General features: G+C 69.3%; 17 protein-coding genes. 13 read left to right on the plus strand and 4 right to left on the minus strand.

The features are described 5' to 3' along the window. Nucleotides 1-96 precede the first annotated feature (96 nt). Complete coding sequence (locus tag OO70_RS28440; RefSeq protein ID WP_043677174.1) at nt 97-1,437, minus strand: polysialyltransferase family glycosyltransferase; 1,341 nt, start codon at nt 1,435-1,437, stop codon at nt 97-99. Then, on the minus strand, nt 1,437-2,417 hold the full coding sequence (locus tag OO70_RS28445) for a glycosyltransferase family 2 protein (RefSeq protein WP_043677311.1): 981 nt from the start codon (nt 2,415-2,417) through the stop codon (nt 1,437-1,439). Before OO70_RS28445 ends, OO70_RS28440 begins: the two co-directional genes overlap by 1 nt. 198 nt (nt 2,418-2,615) lie before the next feature. Between OO70_RS28445 and OO70_RS28450 the strand changes: the two genes are divergently transcribed. The 5 genes from OO70_RS28450 to OO70_RS28470 are packed head-to-tail and all read left to right on the plus strand — an operon-like array spanning nt 2,616 to nt 8,231. Further along, entirely contained in the window at nt 2,616-3,944 is a 1,329-nt protein-coding gene (locus tag OO70_RS28450; protein ID WP_043677176.1) for a DUF6716 putative glycosyltransferase, read from the plus strand. A gap of 32 nt (nt 3,945-3,976) precedes the next feature. Then, a complete protein-coding gene (locus OO70_RS28455) occupies nt 3,977-5,278 on the plus strand; it encodes an N-acylneuraminate cytidylyltransferase (protein WP_043677178.1) in 1,302 nt (433 codons plus the stop codon). A gap of 14 nt (nt 5,279-5,292) precedes the next feature. Continuing rightward, complete coding sequence (locus OO70_RS28460; RefSeq protein WP_043677180.1) at nt 5,293-6,231, plus strand: N-acetylneuraminate synthase family protein; 939 nt, start codon at nt 5,293-5,295, stop codon at nt 6,229-6,231. Between the two features lie 60 nt (nt 6,232-6,291). After that, nucleotides 6,292-7,380 carry a hypothetical protein gene (locus OO70_RS28465; protein WP_043677183.1) on the plus strand — a complete coding sequence of 363 codons (1,089 nt, stop codon included), beginning with the start codon at nt 6,292-6,294 and terminating at the stop codon, nt 7,378-7,380. 35 nt (nt 7,381-7,415) lie between these two features. Further along, entirely contained in the window at nt 7,416-8,231 is an 816-nt protein-coding gene (locus OO70_RS28470) for a hypothetical protein (RefSeq protein WP_043677185.1), read from the plus strand. On the opposite strand, the gene OO70_RS28475 is transcribed toward OO70_RS28470, so the two are convergent. Both OO70_RS28475 and OO70_RS28480 read right to left on the minus strand, forming a co-directional pair. After that, complete coding sequence (locus tag OO70_RS28475) at nt 8,207-8,887, minus strand: class I SAM-dependent methyltransferase (RefSeq protein ID WP_043677187.1); 681 nt, start codon at nt 8,885-8,887, stop codon at nt 8,207-8,209. The genes OO70_RS28470 and OO70_RS28475 overlap by 25 nt on opposite strands. 29 nt (nt 8,888-8,916) lie before the next feature. Continuing rightward, nucleotides 8,917-9,201 (minus strand): hypothetical protein, encoded by a 285-nt coding sequence (locus OO70_RS28480; RefSeq protein ID WP_234336944.1) that lies wholly within the window; start codon nt 9,199-9,201, stop codon nt 8,917-8,919. Nucleotides 9,202-9,463: 262 nt separating this feature from the next. Here OO70_RS28480 and OO70_RS28485 point away from each other — a divergent pair, with 262 nt between their 5' ends. From OO70_RS28485 to OO70_RS28520, 8 genes are all read left to right on the plus strand, one after another. After that, nucleotides 9,464-10,693: a M20 family metallopeptidase gene (locus OO70_RS28485; RefSeq protein ID WP_043677190.1), complete on the plus strand. Its 1,230-nt coding sequence runs from the start codon at nt 9,464-9,466 to the stop codon at nt 10,691-10,693. Nucleotides 10,694-10,939: 246 nt separating this feature from the next. Next, complete coding sequence (locus OO70_RS28490; RefSeq protein ID WP_407702834.1) at nt 10,940-12,022, plus strand: BMP family lipoprotein; 1,083 nt, start codon at nt 10,940-10,942, stop codon at nt 12,020-12,022. A gap of 259 nt (nt 12,023-12,281) precedes the next feature. Then, nucleotides 12,282-13,343, plus strand: a complete 1,062-nt coding sequence (locus OO70_RS28495) for a BMP family lipoprotein (RefSeq protein WP_043677193.1) — start codon at nt 12,282-12,284, stop codon at nt 13,341-13,343. Nucleotides 13,344-13,786: 443 nt separating this feature from the next. Continuing rightward, entirely contained in the window at nt 13,787-15,424 is a 1,638-nt protein-coding gene (locus OO70_RS28500) for an ABC transporter ATP-binding protein (protein WP_043677195.1), read from the plus strand. Continuing rightward, nucleotides 15,421-16,545, plus strand: coding sequence for an ABC transporter permease (locus tag OO70_RS28505; protein WP_043677197.1), 1,125 nt, complete (start codon nt 15,421-15,423; stop codon nt 16,543-16,545). Before OO70_RS28500 ends, OO70_RS28505 begins: the two co-directional genes overlap by 4 nt. Continuing rightward, on the plus strand, nt 16,545-17,807 hold the full coding sequence (locus OO70_RS28510; RefSeq protein ID WP_043677200.1) for an ABC transporter permease: 1,263 nt from the start codon (nt 16,545-16,547) through the stop codon (nt 17,805-17,807). The genes OO70_RS28505 and OO70_RS28510 overlap by 1 nt, the downstream gene beginning before the upstream one ends. Continuing rightward, complete coding sequence (locus OO70_RS28515; RefSeq protein WP_043677202.1) at nt 17,804-18,214, plus strand: cytidine deaminase; 411 nt, start codon at nt 17,804-17,806, stop codon at nt 18,212-18,214. The genes OO70_RS28510 and OO70_RS28515 overlap by 4 nt, the downstream gene beginning before the upstream one ends. Before the next feature lie 98 nt (nt 18,215-18,312). Continuing rightward, complete coding sequence (locus tag OO70_RS28520) at nt 18,313-19,590, plus strand: thymidine phosphorylase (protein ID WP_043677313.1); 1,278 nt, start codon at nt 18,313-18,315, stop codon at nt 19,588-19,590. Nucleotides 19,591-19,697: the final 107 nt, after the last annotated feature.

Here is a 19,697-nt window from a genome sequence, read left to right on the forward strand (position 1 = left end):
ATGTGACGCTACGAACGTTCGACGGATGAGAGGCAATTCACCGGCGACACACAGGGGTCTCCTACATGTCGCCCGGATGAACAATTTGAATGGACGCTAACGTCCGGACAAAGCCCGGGCGCGGCGCGCGATCCGCCGTACGGTCTGATTGCGCGGAATGAAGGACAGTTGTGCCGGTACGGCACCGGGCAGCGCCAGCGCGGTCAGGCGACGGCGTTTGAAATAGCGCCAGGTGTGCGGATTGAGCCGGGTCGAGAGATAGCGCTCGGCGTCCTCGCGCAGCCGCGGATAGATCTTGGGCTGCATCGCGAAGCCGACCGCCTTGAGCAGTCCGGACAGTTCGTCCACCTTCTCCGGCGACGGCATCCGCCAGTCCGTCACCGCCTTCTTGTCACCGAGGTCCGGCAGTACGGCGTCCACGATGGTCAGCGGCACCCGGTTGCTGTTCTGGTAGGGCGCCAGCCGGGCCAGCACGGTGTCGGTGCCGACGCGCGCGACCGGGATGTCGTACAGGCCGGCGGCGGTGAACAGGGCGGTGGAGAAGCAGCCGACGACCAGGGCGGGGCGCATCCGCTGGAAGGCGACCTCGGCGAGCACCGGCCGGTCCAGGAGGGTGAGTTCAGCACCCAGCTTCTTCGCCTCGTCCTCCAGGAGTCGGGACCAGCGGGAGGGCGCCACCGGGTGCGGCTTGAACACCAGCGTGCGGTGGCCGAGCGCCACCGCGCCGCGCACCATGCGCAGATGCAGCTCCTCCTCCTGCTGGTCGGTGAGGATGCCGAGCGCGGCGAGGTACTGGCCCAGCAGCAGGGCCGGTTGACCCTCCACGGCCGGCAATTCCTCCTCGGACTCGGCGAGTTGGCCAAGTACCTTGAGGAAGGCCTCCGTCGGTACCAGCTCCGGCGGGACGCCGAACTCGGTGAGCAGCAGCGGGGTGAGGCCCGGGACGAGATCGAGGTGCAGCAGCCGCTCGATGCGGGTGCCGACCAGCGGGTCGATCTTGTCGCGCGTGGGGCCATAACTTATGAGGCCGTCCGCGTAGACGTCGACCGGGGCGCCGGTGAACAGCTGGCACAGCGCGAGCGACGGATTGACCTGCACGGACTCCACCGCGAGCCGGATCTCGTCGTCGCCCAGCTGCCACAGCAGCCGTACGTACCGCTCCCACATCGGGACGTCGTCGCCCCGCGGGCTCCAACCGCTCGGGTGGAAGGGGGAGATGGTCTCGTTCCACGACAGCACCTCGTCGAAGCGCCCGCGCAACTGGTCGAAGCCCGGCATCGAGTCCACCGACGGGGTGGTCTCCGGGTTCGCCGCGTTGTTGGTGATCAGCAGCAGCCTGCGGTCGGCCTCGCCGAGGAGCCCAGCGTCCAGCGCGGCGGCCAGCGTCGCCGCGCCGTACAGGGTCGACGCGCACAGGATCTGGGTGGTGCGGGGCATCAGGCGGCCACCGTCCGCGCCGAGGTGGGACGGCGGCGCAGTCGCCGCAGCCGGCTCGCGCGCTGGGGGTCCATCGAGTCCATCACGTCCGCGAGTACGTCCTGCGGCATGCGCTTGAGCGCGGCGGAACTCAGTGAACGCAGTTTTCGAGCCACGGCGGGTTCGAACCTCTCGATCGATCCGAGATGATGAGCCATGATCGCGCAATAGGTGCGCACTGCTTTGGGCAGCAGTTTTTCGGCATCGGGGTCACCCGCGGTTTCCTCGATTACCTGGTCGAACGCACGAATGAAATCGAGTTGCCGCACATCCCCGATCTGGGTGAGCGAGGAGGCGACCCCGCGCCGGTAGAACACCCCGAGCAGCCCCACCGTGGCGAAGGACTCCGCCTCCCGGTGCAGCTTCCAGATCCACGGCCGGTCCTCGGCCGTGCGCAGCCCGTCGGTGAAGTGCAGCAGGCCCCGGTCGACGAGTCTGCGGTGGTAGATGCCCGCCCAGGCGTAGGCGTAGTCGACGGAGGTGGAGCGGTCGGCGGGCAGGATCGCGTCCCGCGGGTTCAGCACCACACCGCGCCGGCCCTGCGGCACCCGGGCGATCGAGCGGGCCTTCGCCGTGCACACCACGTGGTCGGTGCGGACGAAGTCGCAGCCGAGTTCCTCGATGGCGGCCAGCAGCCGCGGGAAGTAGTCCGGGGCGAGCCAGTCGTCGCCGTCCAGAAACGTCAGATACTCGCCACGTGCCTTGTCGATGCCGGTGTTGCGGGCGGTCGCCAGCCCTCCGTTCTTCTTGTGTCTGACATGCACGACGCCTGGCAACTCCCGCTCTGCGCGCGCGAGAATGTCCGGTGTCTCGTCGGTCGAACAGTCGTCGACGAAGATGAATTCGAAGTCCTCCCGTGTGTTCGCACGCAGGCTCTTCAGGGTGTCGGGCGCGTATTGCTGCACGTTGTAGAACGGCACGATGACGGAGAGCTTGACCACCCCCATGACGTTAGAGGGCGCTCCGGCATCGGTCTTTACCATTGGTTTGATGTCGGGTGAACGCCATGTGGCGAACCAGTGAACCAGGAATTTTTCCGGCCCCGCCACGCCCTGATTCGTCATTCGGCGGTGTGCTGTTAACCCTTTGTTGCCTTCGGGTTGGGCCGATCAACGGAATGGCTTCCTAGCGTCTTCGGTGTGCCAGCAAGTGCAACGCAGACCCTGCGAGTCGCCGTTCTCGCGGATTCCGACACCCGGTGGAAATGGGGTTCGCTCACCGCGAACCGCATCGCACCGGCGAATTCGGACATCTCTTTGGACGGGTACCTCCTGCGGGGTCGTGCCACCCCAACAGCCCGCCAGCTGAAGGAAGTCGGCGTCACCGCGGACTCCCTCCGCGAGGTGACCGCCGTCGAGTTCCTGCGCGCCATGGAGAAGGAGCCGTACGACGTCCTCGTGCTCTCCCTCGTCGGCGGCGGGGTCCAGGCGATGCTGCACGGGCTGGCCCGGGCCTGGGACGGGCGCACCGAGCGGCCCGTCGTCGTCACCGGCTATGTCGGGGTCGTCTACGAGAAGCTCACCGACGGTCTGCTGCTACGGCACGGCGCGGACCTCGTCCTCGCCAACTCCCGCCAGGACGCGGACCGTTTCAAGGCGGTCTACGACGGGGTCGGCGCCGACTCCTCGTCGGTGACCGAGGTCGCCCTGCCGTTCCTCGGCGGGGACACCTATACGGGCGAGCACGACCCGTACACGGTCGTCTTCGCCGTGCAGCCCTCGGTGCCCGACAACCGCCGGGACCGCGACTACCTGCTCAACAGGGCGATCCAGCACGCCCGTTTCCACCCGAACCGCGAGGTGCTGCTCAAGCTGCGCTCCAAGCCCGGCGAACACACCACGCACATCGAGGAGTTGCCCTACCAGAAGCTGGTCCAGGGCAAGGACCTCCCCGCCAACTTCAGCCTCGTGTACGGGCACATGGGCGACGTGCTCGACCGCACCGACCTCCTGGTGACCATCAGTTCCACGGCCGCCCTGGAGTCCCTGCACCGCCGTATCCCCACCGTCGTGCTGACCGACCTCGGCATCCGCGAGGGGCTCGGCAACCACCACTTCGTGGGCTCCGGGTGCCTCGCCTCCTGGGACCAGCTCGACGCCGGGTACAAGCCGGTGCCGGACGCGGAGTGGGTGGCCCGGCAGGGGGTCATGGCTGGGGGTCCCCCCTCTGGGGGAGGGTCGTACGAGACGGCCTTCGACGCGGCCCGGGAGCGGATCGCCAAGCTGCTGGCCGGCGCCGACATGCCCGCCCTGAAGCCGTACTACACGCCCGAGACCGCCCCCGGCTATCTGCCCGGCATCCTCGCCCGCCACCACCTCGGCCCCGACGGCACCCCGCTGCCGGGCGCCCCCGCCGCGGACAAGGAGCCGGGGCCCGTCCGGCAGATCGTGCGCCGGGCCGCGCGCGGCGCCTACCGCCACGGCGTGCAGCGCGTGGCGCCCGTCATCCGCCGGATGGGGGAGCTGTGAACGTCAGGATTCCCGCTCAAGGAGTAGAGCCCATGTCCAACTCGCAGGCAGGCCAAGGCGCTTCGGTGCGCCGGGTGCTCGCGGTGATCCCCGCGCGCGGCGGTTCCAAGGGCGTCCCCGCCAAGAACCTCGCGCCCGTCGGCGGAGTGCCGCTGGTGGCCCGCGCCGTCCGCGAGTGCCGCGCCTCGCGGCTGGTGACGGACGTGGTCGTCTCCACCGACGACCAGGCCATCGCCGCCGCGGCCCGCCAGGCCGGCGCCGAGGTCGTGCTGCGGCCCGCCGCCATCGCCGGCGACACGGCGACCTCCGAGGCCGCCGTCCTGCACGCCATGGACGCCCACGAGGCGCTGCACGGCGCGGCCGTCGACGTGGTCCTGCTCGTGCAGTGCACCAGCCCCTTCATCGTCCGCGAGGACGTCGACGGCATCGTCAACGCGATCGTCGCGAACGGCGCCGACACCGCCCACACCGTCGCCCCCTTCCACGGCTTCGTGTGGCGCGACGCGGACGACGAGGCGACTCCGGTCGTCGAGCCCGCGCGCAGCGAGGAGGTCGGCGGCGCCACGAAGGTCGCCAACCCCCCTGTCACCAGCGGCGGTTACGGCGTCAACCACGACAAGTCGTTCCGCCCGCGCCGTCAGGACCGCCCCCAGGACTTCCTGGAGACCGGCGCGGTCTACGGCATGGACGCGGTCGGCTTCCGCAAGGTCGGCCACCGTTTCTTCGGCCGCACGGAACTCGTCCGGACCGACCCCGCACGGGTGTTGGAGATCGACGATCCACACGAGCTGGCCAGGGCACGGGCGTTGGCCCCGCTGTTCGACGCGGACCGTCCCGGTTCGCTCCCGACCGCCGACGACATCGACGCGGTCGTACTCGACTTCGACGGCACCCAGACCGACGACAGGGTGCTGATCGATTCCGACGGACGGGAGTTCGTCTCCGTGCACCGCGGAGACGGGCTCGGCATCGCGGCGCTGCGCAAGAGCGGCCTGAAGATGCTCATCCTGTCCTCGGAGCAGAACCCGGTCGTCGCCGCCCGGGCCCGGAAGCTCCAACTCCCGGTCCTGCACGGCATCGACCGGAAGGACCTCGCACTCAAGCAGTGGTGCGAGGAGCAGGGCATCGCGCCGGAGCGCGTGCTCTACGTCGGCAACGACGTCAACGACCTCCCGTGCTTCGCCCTCGTGGGCTGGCCCGTGGCGGTCGCGAGCGCCCACGACGTCGTACGCGGCGCCGCACGCGCGGTCACCACCGTGGCCGGTGGCGACGGCGCTGTCCGAGAGATCGCCAGCTGGATCCTCGGCCCCTCTCTCGATTCCCTCACCAAGTAAGGAAACCCGCTGTCATGAGCAACAACTCCCGTCTGCGCCAGTTCGGTTCGAAGACCGCAGGACCCGGCCACCCCGTCTACGTCGTCGGCGAGATCGGCATCAACCACAACGGTGAGCTGGAGAACGCCTTCAAGCTGATCGACGCCGCCGCCGAAGCCGGCTGCGACGCCGTCAAGTTCCAGAAGCGCACCCCGGAGATCTGCACCCCGCGCGACCAGTGGGACATCGAGCGCGACACCCCCTGGGGCCGCATGACCTACATCGACTACCGCCACCGCGTGGAGTTCGGTGAGGACGAGTACCGCCAGATCGACGAGTACGCCAAGTCCAAGAACATCGACTGGTTCGCCTCCCCGTGGGACACCGAGGCCGTCGCCTTCCTGGAGAAGTTCGACGTCCCGGCCCACAAGGTCGCCTCCGCCTCCCTCACGGACGACGAGCTCCTCCGCTCGCTGCGCGCCACCGGCCGCACGGTCATCCTCTCCACCGGCATGTCGACCCCGAAGCAGATCCGCCACGCGGTCGAGGTCCTCGGCTCGGACAACATCCTTATGTGCCACGCCACTTCGACCTACCCGGCGGTGGCCGAGGAGCTCAACCTCCGCGTCATCAACACCCTCCAGGCCGAGTACCCGAACGTCCCGATCGGCTACTCCGGTCACGAGACGGGCCTGCAGACCACCCTCGCCGCGGTCGCGCTCGGCGCCACCTTCGTCGAGCGCCACATCACCCTCGACCGCGCCATGTGGGGCTCGGACCAGGCCGCCTCCGTCGAGCCGCAGGGCCTGACCCGCCTCGTCCGCGACATCCGCACCATCGAGGCCTCCCTCGGCGACGGCGTCAAGAAGGTCTACGACTCGGAGCTCGGCCCGATGAAGAAGCTGCGCCGCGTCAACGGCGTGGTCGCCGAGGCGGAGATCGCCGCGGCGGCGGGCGAGCCGGTCACGGTCTGAGTCTGAGCCATCAAGCGCCAGCGCCAGCGTCACTTACGGTCACGGGACGGTCGTACGACAATGAGCCCCCACGCCGGCAAAGCCGGCCTCACCCCCCACACTCTCGCGTTCGTGGAGAGTCCGGTACAGCTTCTGAACGTGCTGGAGTGGGCGCACCTCCGTGCGCTCCGGGCCGAGGAGGCACCCGGCGGGGGGCTCACCCTCGTGGTCCTGTCCCCGACCGACCCGATGACCCGCGGCCAGCTGCGCCGCATGGCCGACCTGGCCCGCGACGAGGGCCACACGGTGCGCTGGGAGGAGGCGCGGGGCGGACCCCTGGCCCCCTTCCAGACCATCGGCGGCCTGACCAGGTTGCTGCGCAAGGCGGACCGGATCGTGATGGGCGACCCGTTCTCGCGATACGTCCAGTTGTTGCTGACGATCACCAGGGCACGTGACCTGGTCGTGGTCGACGACGGCACCGCGACGATGGAGTTCGTCGCCCAACTCGCCAGCGGTGAACGCCTGGTCCGCTGGCACCGCAAGGGCGGCCGCCCCGGCCCCCGCGACCTGATCTTCGCCCCGGTGTCCTCGGCGGCCCGCCGCCGCCTCACCCCGGGCAAGCGCCGCAAGGTGGAGATCTTCTCCTCGATGCCGATCGAGGTGACACCCGAGGGCGTCACGATCACGGCGAACGAGTTCGCCTGGACCCGCGCCACCTTCGGCCCGCCCCGCATCACGAAGGGCGCCGACCTGGTCGGCACGTCCCTGGTGGAAACGGGAGTGGTGGACAACGACCGCTACCTGGAGGCGGTCGCCGCCCTCGCCAAGACCCACGGCGCGACCCGCTACTTCGCCCACCGCCGCGAAAGCACAGAGAAACTCCACCGGTTGGCGGTCGAGACGGGCCTGGAGATCGTCCGCCCGGACCTTCCCCTGGAGCTGATCGCCCGCCGCGGCCCCATCGGCCGCACGATCCTGAGCTTCCCCTCAACTGTCGTCCACACGCTGCCCCTTGCGCTGGTGGGCACGGACGTACGGGTCGCCGTCTGCGACATCGACCCCGCATGGCTGACGGAGAACGCCTCGCCCCGGGCGCAGGGGTTCTTGTCGGGGGTCACGGGGACGGCGAAGGACGTGCATCGGTTGTCGGCGGTGACGGCGGCGTAGGCGGTTCGGGCGGGGCTGCCTGGCACCCTCAAGGTGTGCAACCACAACCAGGAATCGCGCCTACGACCCCGCCCACCGCCGGCACCCTGTTCGCCGCCCTGTACGGCGAACTGACCCCGCACGCATGGCACGACCCCGAGCACGACGCGTATCAGCTGTTCTACCAGCGGTCGCTCGCGATGGGCTGGCTGGAGGAGCAGACAGCAGGCGGTCCCGGGCTGTGGGCCATGAACGACGCCGGGTGGGGGCATCCGCAGGCCGCGCCCGGCGCGGGACGGGTCTCCTGGTTCCAGGTCGAGGCCGGTCCCGTGCCGGCCGAACGGCCGCTCCCCGTCCAGCCGTTCCTCCGCTGCGCCCAGGACGTGACGGCGCGGATCGGCACGGTGCGGCTCTCCGCGGTGCAGGTGCTGTTGCCGGTGCAGGGGATCGATTCGGCGGCACGGCCTGCCTACGCCGCCGTACCGTCGATGCCGACCGTCGACTGGTTCGGTGAGCGCGACCCGGCGGCCAGGACCCCGGTGGACGTCCACATCAACAGCGGGCGCGATCCGGTGATCCCGGCCGTCGCGCGTCAACTCGCGCAGGATCTGCGGGACTTGGAGCAGAGCGTGTTCACGTTCGGGGACGACGACGTCACTGTGCGGGGCGATGTCCGCCCGCCGCTGTTCCACGACAGCTTCTGGAACGGGCCGCCCCTGCACGGCATGACGCTGCGCGGCGAACTCGCCGAGTGGTCCTGCGACGCGGTCGGCTGGCTGGCCGCCACCGTCGCCGACTGTGCCGCCCGGCTCGGGGTCCGCTCACCGCTGCTGTTCACCGTCGGCGCTCAGGCGGACCCCGCCGGCTTGTGAGCCAGGGCGAAGGCGCGGCCCCACTTCTGCTGCCCGTGGGGCTCGACGCGGGCCTGGGCGTAGAGACTCAGGCCCGCCTCCGTCAGGAACGTGACGATCTCGGCCGGGGTGCGGAAGTAGTAGTCGAGCGAGATGTCCAGGCCGTAGCGCTCCGTCATATGGATGTGCTCGCCCTCCGAGGCCTGGAACGCGAGCAGTACGTAGCCCCCGGGGCGCAGGACCCGGTGGAACTCCGCGAAGACGCCGGGCAGACGGTCGTCCGGGATGTGGATCGTCGAGTAGAGGGCGATCACACCGCCGAGGGTCTCGTCCGGTACGTCCAGGGCCGTCATCGAGCCCACCTCGAACCGGAGTTGGGGATGCGCCTCGCGGGCCAGCGCCACCATGTGCGGCGAGATGTCGACGCCGAAGGCCGGGAGACCGAGGGCGTTCAGGCGCGCCGTCACATATCCGGGGCCGCTGCCCACGTCGGCCACCGGTGCCTCGCCCACCGCCGCACGGACGAGCTCGGCGAAGGCGGTCAACAGGGCGGTTTCGAGGGGGCCGTCGCCGAGGCCGTCGGGATGCTCGGCGCCGTACGCGGGCGCGATCGCGTCGTAGGAGGAGCGGGTGGCCTCTATGAAGTCCGCGGCGAGATCCGCGTTCGGGTCGGTCACGTCGGCGGACCCTAGCAAGAGCTCGCGGCTCAGGGATCTTCTTCGCGCCAACTGAAGCCGCCCAGCTCGCCGGGCCCGGGGTCGTCGGGGCCGGACGCGGCGGTGCCCGGGGTGCCCGGCGCCCCGGTGCCTTCCGTCCGGCGGCGGATCAGCCACACCACCGTCGCCAGCGCCCATCCCGCCAGGATCATGATGACCAGTACGGCCAGGACCAGTCCCGCCGTGCCGAAGAAGCCGAATTTCGCCAGCATCCAGGGGATCTGGTCCTCGCCGCAGCCGCATGCCTCCATGGGGGCCTCCACAGGTGCCTTCACTTGACGAAGAGTGCCCAGGTCCGAGACGTCGGTCGCGCTGCGTATCCGTACTGTCGTGCGGCGGTGATGATTCCGGGATGCGGACGGCGCACGCTGTGCAGGGTGGGGCGTGGTATCCCAGAAGGAGCGGAGAGTCTACCCATCTCCATATGCGGCTATGCGGTCGGCGGTCAGATTTTCTTCGACTAACGGGTTGAACTTTTGTTGATCGAGGGTCAGTTGACCACCCGGGCGCCCTACCCTTCAGAGGGTGAAGCAATTGATGTCACCAGAGTCCGAGGCAGAGTCCGAGGTCGAATCCGTCGGGAATGTGCTCCCGGGCACCCTGCCGGAGGCCCTGCGTGCCGAACTCGTCGCGTTCCGGCGCGACTTGCACATGCACCCCGAGCTGGGCAACCAGGAGTTCCGGACCACCGCGGCGATCAAGGCGCGGCTGGAAATGGCCGGTCTCGAACCCCGCGTCCTCGCCATCGGTACCGGGCTCGTCTGTGACATCGGACCCCGCGACACGGGCGCGCCCATGCTCGCGCTGCGCGCCGACATCGACGCGCTGCCCATCCCGGACACGAAGAGTGAGTGCGCGTACCGCTCCACCGTGCCCGACCGCGCCCACGCCTGCGGTCACGACATCCACACCACCGTGGTGCTCGGCGCCGGCCTCGTGCTCGCCCGGCTGCACGAGCAGGGGCTGCTGCCCCGGCCGGTACGGCTGCTCTTCCAGCCCGCCGAGGAGGTCCTGCCCGGCGGCGCCACCGACGCCATCGAGTGCGGGGTGCTGGACGGGGTGGGGCGGATCATCGCCGTGCACTGCGACCCCAAGGTCGACAGCGGGCGGATCGGGCTGCGGGTCGGACCCATCACCTCCGCCTGCGACCGGCTGGAGGTCGCCCTGGACGGACCGGGCGGCCACACGGCCCGGCCGCACCTCACCACCGACCTGGTCACCGCCGCCGCCCGGGTCGCCACCGACGTGCCCGCGCTCGTCTCGCGCCGTATGGACGCGCGGAGCGGGGTCTCCGTGACCTGGGGCCGGATCGAGTCGGGCCACGCCCCGAACGTCATCCCGCAGCACGCCGAACTGTCGGGCACCGTACGGTGTCTCGATCTCGACGCCTGGCGGCAGGCGCCCGACATCGTGCACGCGGCGATCGACGAGGTCGCCGGGATGTACCGCGCCAAGTCCGAGATCAACTACGTGCGCGGGGTGCCGCCCGTCGTCAACGACGCGCTGGTCACCGAGCTGCTGCGGGACGCCATGGTGGCGCGGCGCGGACCGCTCTCCGTCGAGGACACCGCGCAGAGCCTGGGCGGCGAGGACTTCTCCTGGTACCTGGAGGACGTGCCGGGCGCCATGGCCCGGCTGGGCGTGCGGACACCGGGGGAGCGGACCGTGCGGGACCTCCACCAGGGCGACTTCGACGCCGACGAGTCCGCGATCACCGTCGGCGTGGAACTGTTCACAGCCGCCGCGCTGATCGATGCCGCGCTCTGACCGGAACAGGCCGGCCCGGGCGGTCGTAGGGGTGCCCGTTCGGTACCCCTACGTCCCCCTGTGTCACCCGGGTGTAACCGCTGGCGAGTGAACGTAACGCGGTGGCGGCACGATCCGGTAACGGCAAGGAGAAACCCCGTTCCCCTCCTCGTCTACGCGCGTTACTGTGCGCGGAAATCGCCACCAGAGGCGGCGCATTGGGGAACGGTCCGGTGACGGTGCCGTGGGGACGAAGGAGTGCTTGCTGTGCGTCAGACATCTCGGAGGACGAAGTTCTCCCAAGCCGCGGTGACCGTCACTGTCATCGCCCTCGCCGCTACCGCTTGCGGTAGCTCCAGCAAGGACGCCGACAAGGCCAGTGACAGTTCGTCGTCCTCGTCCGGCAAGTACACCGGCAAGGGCATCGGCCTCGCCTACGACGTCGGCGGCAAGGGCGACCAGTCCTTCAACGACGCGGCCTACGCCGGTTTCCAGAAGGCCGAGAAGGAGTTCAACCTCACCGGCCGCGACATCGAGCCGCAGGACAACGAGTCCGACGCGGACAAGGTCCAGCGCCTGGAGAGCCTGGCCACGGCCGGCTACAACCCGGTGATCGGCGTCGGCTTCGCCTACGCCCCCGCCGTCAAGGAAGCCGCCGCGAAGTTCCCGAACATCACGTTCGGCATCATCGACGACGAGCAGGACAAGGCCGCCAACGTGGCCGACCTCGTCTTCCACGAGGAGCAGTCCTCGTACCTCGCGGGCGTCGCCGCGGCCAAGGCGACCAAGAAGAACCACATCGGCTTCATCGGCGGCGTGGACGTCCCCCTCATCCACAAGTTTGAGGCCGGCTTCGACCAGGGCGCCAAGTCCGTCAACCCGAGCATCAAGATCGAGTCGCAGTACCTGACGCAGACCGCGGCCCAGGGCGGCTTCTCCAGCCCCGACAAGGGCAAGGACGCGGCGAGCGGTCAGATCGACGCGGGCGCGGACGTCATCTACGCCGCCGCCGGTCTCTCCGGCCAGGGCGTCATCTCCGAGGCCTCCGCCAAGGGCATCTGGGCCATCGGCGTGGACTCCGACCAGTACGAGCAGGCGGCGCTGGCCAAGTACAAGGACGCCATCCTCGGCTCGGCGCTCAAGAACGTCGGCGGCGCCGTCTACGACCTGGTGAAGTCCGTGTACGAGGGCAAGCCCAAGACCGGTGTCGTCCGCTACGGCCTCGACAACGACGGCGTCGGCTTCTCCGACACCAACCCGAAGTACAAGGCCATGACGGCCGCCGTGGCCGCGGTGGACAAGGCGAAGGCGGACATCATCTCCGGCAAGATCACCGTCAACACGAAGTAGTACGCAGCAGAACAACAGCGCAACGACAGCGCAACGACAGTAGAACGACGCAATAGAACTACGCCCTCCGGGCATCGTTGCAGCCAGCACGCCCCTTGCCTCCCGCAAGGGGCGTGCTGCTGTCCGTACGCTGGCCACCATCTGTGGCCACAGCTCTATAACGGACCGGACAGATGGGGTTTTCCGTCTGGTCTACGCGCGTTACGCTGCGGCGGAACCAGCGCCTGGTTTGGGCGCTTGCACGAAGGAGTCTCGTTCCATGCGCCGGGTGTCCCGAATCGCGGTTGCAGGCGTTGCAACCGCAGCTCTTGCAGTAACCGTCTCCGCCTGCGGCAGCTCGTCCAGCGAGTCCAGCTCCAGCAGCTCCAGCAGTGCCGGCACGTCCAAGGGTATTGGCCTGGCCTACGACGTCGGCGGCAAGGGCGACCAGTCCTTCAACGACGCCGCCTACGCGGGTCTGGTGAAGGCCGAGAAGGACTTCGGTGTCAGCGGCCGTGACGTCGAGCCGCAGGACAACGAGTCCGACGCGGACAAGGTGCAGCGCCTGGAGACCCTCGCCAGGTCCGGCTACAACCCGGTGATCGGTGTCGGCTTCGCCTACGCCCCCGCCGTCAAGGAAGCCGCCGCGAAGTTCCCGAAGATCACCTTCGGCATCATCGACGACAACACCATCACGGCCGCCAACGTCGCCGACATGGTCTTCCACGAGGAGCAGTCCTCGTACCTGGCCGGCGTCACCGCCGCGCTGACCACGAAGTCGAACACCGTCGGCTTCATCGGCGGCGTGGACGTCCCCCTGATCCACAAGTTCGCGGCGGGCTTCGAGCAGGGCGTCAAGGACACCAAGAAGGGCGTCACGGTCAAGACGCAGTACCTGACCCAGACCGCCGCCCAGGGTGGCTTCTCCAGCCCCGACAAGGGTGAGGCCGCGGCCGACGGTCAGATCGAGGCCGGTGCGGACGTGGTCTTCGCGGCCGCCGGTCTCTCCGGCCAGGGCGTCATCAAGTCCGCCGCCGCGCACAAGGTGTGGGCGATCGGTGTGGACTCCGACCAGTACAACCAGGCGGCGCTGGCCAAGTACAAGCCGTACATCCTCACCTCGGCCCTGAAGAACGTCGCGGGCGCGGTGTACGACCTCTCCAAGTCCGTCATCAAGGACAAGAAGCCGCTGAGCGGCGAGATCCGCGGCTCGCTGAGCAACGGCGCGGTGGGCCTGGCCGACTCCAACCCGACCTTCAAGAACAACGCCACCCTGCAGGCCGCCCTCACGAAGGCCGAGGCGGGCATCAAGGACGGCACGATCAAGGTCAAGACCTCTTGATCTGAGGGTCGTGAGCCAGTTACGACCATGGCCAAAAGAGCGCTGTAATGGCAGCGTTACGGCCACGGAACGGGGCGCGGGGAGGATGACCGACTCGCGCCCCTGCCGCCGGTCTCCCGTCTGCCGCGCGACGCCTGGCACGCACGCTCGCCGCGTTGCCGAAACGCCCACGTGGCTCCGCCACGAGGGCGCTCCGGCGCCTTGCGATCGCACGCACCAGACGCCGCGCGGCCCGCCCTTCGGGCGAACGACGGGAGACCGGCGGCAGGGACGCACCCTGTTCGCGCGGCAGAATGCTCGGAACGGATCGGATGCCACACGCGGCCGATCAGGTCCGAGCACTATTTAAAGCAGGGGCGCTACGCGCGTAGAGAGGCCCCTTTCCATGAGGAGAGTTCGCCATCGACGCGTCCAGCAGCCCTCCGCTCAGCGATCAGTCGACGATCGCGGTCGAGCTGGTGGGGATCACCAAGCGGTTCCCGGGTGTCGTCGCCAACAGCGACATCCGCTTCAGTGTCCGAAAAGGCACCGTGCACGCCCTCGTCGGCGAGAACGGCGCGGGCAAGTCGACCCTGATGAAGATCCTCTACGGCATGCAGAAGCCGGACGAGGGAACCATCGCCGTCGACGGTGAGCACGTCACCTTCTCGTCGCCGGCCGACGCCATCGCCCGCGGCATCGGCATGGTCCACCAGCACTTCATGCTCGCCGACAACCTCACCGTCCTGGAGAACGTCGTCCTGGGCAGCGAGAAGCTGCACGGCATCGGCGGCGGCGCCCGCAAGAAGATCAAGGAGATCTCCGACCGCTACGGCCTGAACGTCCGCCCGGACCTTCTCGTCGAGAGCCTCGGTGTCGCCGAGCGCCAGCGCGTGGAGATCCTCAAGGTCCTCTACCGCGGCGCCCGCACCCTGATCCTGGACGAGCCCACCGCCGTCCTGGTCCCGCAGGAGGTCGACGCCCTCTTCAGCAACCTGCGCGAGCTGAAGTCCGAGGGCCTCGCGGTCATCTTCATCTCGCACAAGCTGGGCGAGGTTCTCTCGGTCGCCGACGAGATCACCGTCATCCGGCGCGGCACCACGGTCGGCACGGCCGTCCCCTCCGCGACGACCCCCCGTCAGCTCGCCGAGATGATGGTCGGCAGCGAACTCCCCACCCCGGAGACCGCCGAGTCGACGGTCACCGACAAGCCCGTCATCGAGGTCGACGGCCTCACCGTGTACGCCGCCGGCGCCTCCCTCGGCGCCGAGTCCGAGCCCACGGGCGGCGGACTGCTCGGCGACCTCGCCGTCCCCGGCGGCGCCGCCAAGCGCGTCCTCGACGACGTCACCTTCACCATCCACGCCGGTGAGGTCATGGGCATCGCCGGCGTCGAGGGCAACGGCCAGACCGAGCTGATCGACGCGCTGATCGGCCTGAAGAACGCCGACTCCGGCACCATCGGCTTCCTAGGCGACGACATCACGCCCTGGGCCACCCGCAAGCGCCGCGAAAAGGGCATCGGCTACATCCCCGAGGACCGCCACCGCCACGGCCTCCTCCTGGAAGCCCCCCTCTGGGAGAACCGCATCCTCGGCCACGTCACCGAGAAGCCCAACTCGAAGGGCGTCTGGCTCGACATCAAGGGCGCCCAGGACGACACCCGCCGGATCGTCGAGGAGTACGACGTCCGCACCCCCGGCATCGACGTCACCGCCGCCTCCCTCTCCGGCGGCAACCAGCAGAAGCTGATCGTCGGCCGCGAGATGAGCCACAAGCCGAAGTTCCTGATCGCCGCCCACCCCACCCGCGGTGTGGACGTCGGCGCGCAGGCCGCGATCTGGGACCAGATCCGCGAGGCCCGCCGCGAGGGCCTGGCCGTGCTGCTGATCTCCGCCGACCTGGACGAACTGATCGGCCTGTCGGACACCCTGCGCGTGATCTACGACGGCAGGCTGGTCGCCGACGCGGACCCGGCCACCGTCACACCGGAGGAGCTCGGCTCGGCCATGACCGGCGCCGCGTCCGGTCACCTCGAACACGTCGAAGAGTCCGCAGCAGACGGCGCCGACGACACCGCCCCGGAGGACGAGGCCCGATGAAGAAGTTCGACAAGGAGCGCCTGCTCCTCGCCGTGGCCGGCCCGGTCATGGCGCTTGTCGCCGCGATCCTGCTGACCTCGGTCGTGCTGCTCGCCTCGGGCAAGAACCCGATCGAGCCCTACAACCTGATGCTCCAGCAGATCGGGTACTCCGACGTCCAGGTGCTGATCATCAACCAGGCGTCGATGTACTACATCGCCGCCCTGGCGGTCGCCCTCGGCTTCCGGATGAACCTGTTCAACATCGGCGTCGACGGCCAGTACCGCCTCGGCGCCGTGATGACCGCGGTCGTCGGCGCGCACGTCGGCCTGCCGGCCGTCCTCCAGGTGCCGCTGCTGCTCCTGGTCGCGATCCTCACCGGTGCCTTCTGGGCCGGGATCGCGGGTGTCCTCAAGGTCACCCGAGGGGTCAGCGAGGTCGTCGCGACGATCATGCTGAACGCGATCGCGACCAGCCTGATCCTCTACCTCACGCAGACCAACACGTGGGGCGTGCAGGTCGGCAACAACATGACGACCGGCATCATGAAGAAGTCCGGCTGGATCCCGGGCATCGACCTGGGCTCGGACGTCGGCGAGATCTACGGCCTGGTCTTCCTCGCCGCGATCATCGGCGTCCTGTACTGGCTCGTCCTCAACCGCACCCGCTTCGGCTTCGACCTGCGCGCCACCGGCGAGTCCGAGACCGCCGCGGCCGCCTCCGGCGTCGACGCCAAGCGCATGACGCTCACCGCGATGCTGATCTCCGGCGGTGTCGCCGGCCTCGCCGGTCTGCCGCTGCTGCTCGGCGACAGCCACACCTACAGCCTCACCTTCCCCGAGGGCCTGGGCTTCACCGCCATCGGCATCGCCCTCCTCGGCCGCAACAACCCCGGCGGCATCGCCCTCGCCGCCCTCCTCTGGGCCTTCCTCGACAAGGCGTCGCCCGCCCTGGACTACGCGACCCCGGTCGCGTACCAGAAGGAGATCGCGACGATCATGCAGGGCCTGATCGTCTTCGCGGTCGTCATCTCGTACGAGGTCGTCCGCACCTGGGGCCTGCGCCGCCAGCAGAAGCGCGTCGGTGAGGAACTCGCCGCCGCCGCGATCGACAACTCCGAGAAGAAGGAGGTGGCGGCCTGATGTCCACCGCGACCATCGCCAAGCCCCAGGCGCAGCAGCCCGGCAAGGGCGGCCGCCGTTTCTCCCTCCCCGTCCTCCTGCTGATCATCGCGGGTGCGCTGATCCTCACGTCGATCGTCCGCCTCATCACGGGCGCGGACGGCATCACGTCCACCGGCCAGATGTCCACGGCCCTTCGCGCCGCCGTGCCGATCGGCCTCGCCGGTCTCGGCGGCCTCTGGGCCGAGCGCGCGGGCGTCGTCAACATCGGCCTCGAGGGCATGATGATCCTCGGCACCTGGTTCGGCGCCTGGGCCGGCTACCAGTGGGGTCCGTGGGTCGGCATCGTCTTCGGCATCATCGGCGGCTGCCTCGGCGCGCTGCTGCACGCCATCGCCACGGTGACGTTCAACGTCAACCACATCGTCTCCGGTGTCGCCATCAACATCCTGGCGCTCGGCACCACCCGCTATCTGTCGAAGTTCACCTTCGCCAACACCGAGCAGGGCTCCGCCAAGCAGTCCCCGCCGATCGACTCACTGGGCACCTTCGACATCCCCGGCCTCTCCAGCTGGCTGGACAAGCTCAACGAGAAGCACTGGTTCCTGCTCTCGGACATCGCGGGCCTGATCGGCGGTCTGATCACCGACCTCTCCCCGCTCACCGTCATCGCGGTGGCGCTGGTCCCGGCCACCTGGTGGGTCCTGTGGCGCACGGCCTTCGGCCTCCGCCTCCGCTCCTGCGGTGAGAACCCGGTGGCCGCCGAGTCCCTCGGCGTCAACGTCTACAAGTACAAGTACATCGCCGTGATCATCTCCGGCGGCTTCGCCGGCCTCGGCGGCGCCTTCCTGTCGATCGTCGCGTCCAACGTCTACCTCGACGGCCAGACCGGCGGCCGCGGCTACATCGGCCTCGCCTCGATGATCTTCGGCAACTGGATGCCGGGCGGACTCGCCCTCGGCGCGGGCCTGTTCGGCTACACCGACAGCCTCAACCTGCGCGGCGGCTCCACCAACGTGCACGCGCTGATCCTGCTGCTCGGCTTCCTGCTGGTCGCAGGCTGCGCCTACATGGTCTGGAAGAAGCGGTACGTCCCGGCCGGCATCACCGCCGTCCTCGGCGCCCTGATGTTCGTCTGGTACGCCACCACCGACTCCGTCCCGACCCAACTGGTCGGCGCCAGCCCGTACATCGTCACCCTGCTGGTGCTCTCGCTGTCCGCGCAGCACCTGCGGATGCCGAAGGCGGACGGCCTGCCGTACCGGAAGGGACAGGGCAAGTGACCTCGCCCGCCACCGAGTTGGCCGTCGACTGGGACGAACTGCGCGCCGAGGCGCGGGAGGCGATGTCCCACGCCTACGCGCCGTACTCGGGCTACCCCGTCGGGGTCGCCGCCCGGGTCGACGACGGCCGCACGGTCTCCGGCTGCAACGTCGAGAACGCGTCGTACGGCCTCGGCCTGTGCGCGGAGTGCGGACTCGTCTCCGACCTCCAGCGCACCGGCGGCGGCCGGCTGACGCACTTCACCTGCGTCGACGGCAAGGGCGACATCCTCGTCCCCTGCGGCCGCTGTCGCCAACTGCTGTACGAGTTCGGCGGCCCGGGTCTGCTGGTGGAGACACCGGCGGGCGTCCTGCCGCTCTCGGAGATGCTCCCGCAGGCCTTCGGGCCGGACCATCTCACCAGGTAACTCCCGTGCGCCCCCTCTGAGTTGGCTCCTGTGACTCGGAGGGGGCCGCGCATTTTCTGAACGTCCGGAAGGAAATCCAAGCCATGGCGCAAGTCTCGATGGACGCCATCTCCGTCATCCGCACCAAGCGGGACCGCGGTGAACTGAGCGACGAGCAGATCGACTGGGTCATCGACGCGTACACCCGCGGGGAGGTGGCCGACTACCAGATGGCCGCCCTCAACATGGCGATCCTCCTCAACGGCATGAACCGCCGGGAGATCGCCACCTGGACCGCCGCGATGATCGCCTCCGGCGAGCGCATGGACTTCTCGTCCCTCTCCCGCCCGACCGCCGACAAGCACTCGACGGGCGGAGTGGGCGACAAGATCACGCTCCCCCTGGCACCCCTGGTGGCAGCCTGCGGCGCAGCAGTCCCCCAGCTCTCCGGCCGCGGCCTCGGCCACACCGGCGGCACCCTCGACAAGCTGGAGTCGATCCCCGGCTGGCGCGCGCTGCTCTCCAACGAGGAGATGCTGTCGGTCCTGGAGGGCACGGGCGCGGTCATCTGCGCGGCGGGCGACGGCCTGGCCCCGGCGGACAAGAAGCTGTACGCGCTCCGCGACGTCACCGGCACGGTGGAGGCGATCCCGCTGATCGCCTCCTCCATCATGTCGAAGAAGATCGCCGAGGGCACGGGCTCCCTGGTCCTGGACGTGAAGGTCGGCACGGGCGCGTTCATGAAGACGATCGAGGACGCGCGTGAACTGGCGTCCACGATGGTCGGGTTGGGCACGGACCACGGCGTGAAGACGGTAGCGCTGTTGACGGACATGTCGACCCCGCTGGGCCTGACGGCAGGCAACGCGCTGGAGGTCCGCGAATCGGTGGAGGTCCTGGCAGGCGGAGGCCCCTCGGACGTCGTCGAACTGACCATCGCCCTGGCCCGAGAGATGCTCGACGCGGCCGGCATCAAGGACGCCGACCCGGCGAAGGCCCTGGCGGACGGTTCCGCGATGGACGTCTGGCGCCGGATGATCGCGGCCCAGGGCGGCAACCCGGACGCGAAGCTCCCGGTGGCCCGCGAGCAGCACGTGGTGAAGGCCTCCGCCTCCGGCGTCCTGACCCGCCTCGACGCCTACGACATCGGCATCGCCGCGTGGCGCCTCGGCGCGGGACGCGCACGCAAGGAGGACCCGGTGCAGGCAGGCGCGGGAGTAGAAATGCACGCCAAGCCGGGCGACACGATCACAGCCGGCCAGCCCCTGCTGACCCTCCACACGGACACACCGGAACGCTTCGACTACGCCCTGGAGGCGATCGAGGGTTCGTACGACGTCGGCGCACCGGGCACCACGTTCACGGCTTCGCCGGTGGTGTTGGAGCGCATCGCCTGATCGGGGGGTGCGGAGGGGGAGGGGGGCTGGGGTTTCAAATCCCGGTCCCCTTAAGCCCTGTCTCTTATACACATCTCCGAGCCCACGAGACAGGCAGAAATCTCGTA

The organism is Streptomyces xylophagus (assembly GCF_000716435.1).
Taxonomy (GTDB): domain Bacteria; phylum Actinomycetota; class Actinomycetes; order Streptomycetales; family Streptomycetaceae; genus Streptomyces; species Streptomyces xylophagus.